This window comes from Brachyspira catarrhinii (assembly GCF_005518285.1).
Classification (GTDB): Bacteria; Spirochaetota; Brachyspiria; order Brachyspirales; family Brachyspiraceae; genus Brachyspira; species Brachyspira catarrhinii.
In genome coordinates, this window is the sequence record NZ_SJDU01000736.1 from 1 (window position 1) to 562 (window position 562).

The 562-nt window shown below is 37.5% G+C and carries 1 protein-coding gene; it reads right to left on the reverse strand.

Features of this window, described 5'->3' with window-relative positions; all coding sequences use genetic code 11:
* Window positions 1–363: sialidase family protein (locus tag EZH24_RS13255; RefSeq protein WP_137999471.1), on the reverse strand; the 363-nt coding region annotated here is incomplete at its 3' end.
* Between the last annotated feature and the right edge of the window lie 199 nt (window positions 364–562).

Consider the following 562-nt stretch of genomic DNA (forward strand, 5'->3'; position numbering starts at 1 on the left):
TCTTTTCATAACAACTTCTATACTATTAGGCAAATCTCCTATAGTTCCTTTTCTTTTATCGGCAAAGGCAATCAAGTCTCCGTTTGTTAGCTGTATCAAAGTGGGAATCCTATAATAATTTCCTGCCGAAATATAAGGAAACACCTCAACTTGAGTAGGTCTAATAATAGTATTGGTTACATCTTTACCTATCTCTCCTTTATATCCCGGTCCCCCTTCTTCTATAGTTCCGTTTCCTCCTCCTTGATTGTTGATATTAGTAAAAGAGATGCCGTCTCCCAAAGGATGCTTGCAAGCCCACATCAAAATTCCAGAGATAACGATAATCGCAATCAAAGGAATAAAGAAATATCTTTTTCGCATAACTATACCTCCGCTTACTTAATATTTTAAAACTTTACGCTCGTATCCGTATTATAATTTATACTTTCCGCTCCGCCCGTAAGCCAATATAAATTAAATCTCTTAAAATACATATCCCCGTTATCTTCCGTCAAAGTGGCAATAGTTCCGTCTGGTAAAACCGTTATAGCGGGATAGCCGTTTGCCTTTGCGGTTGCTT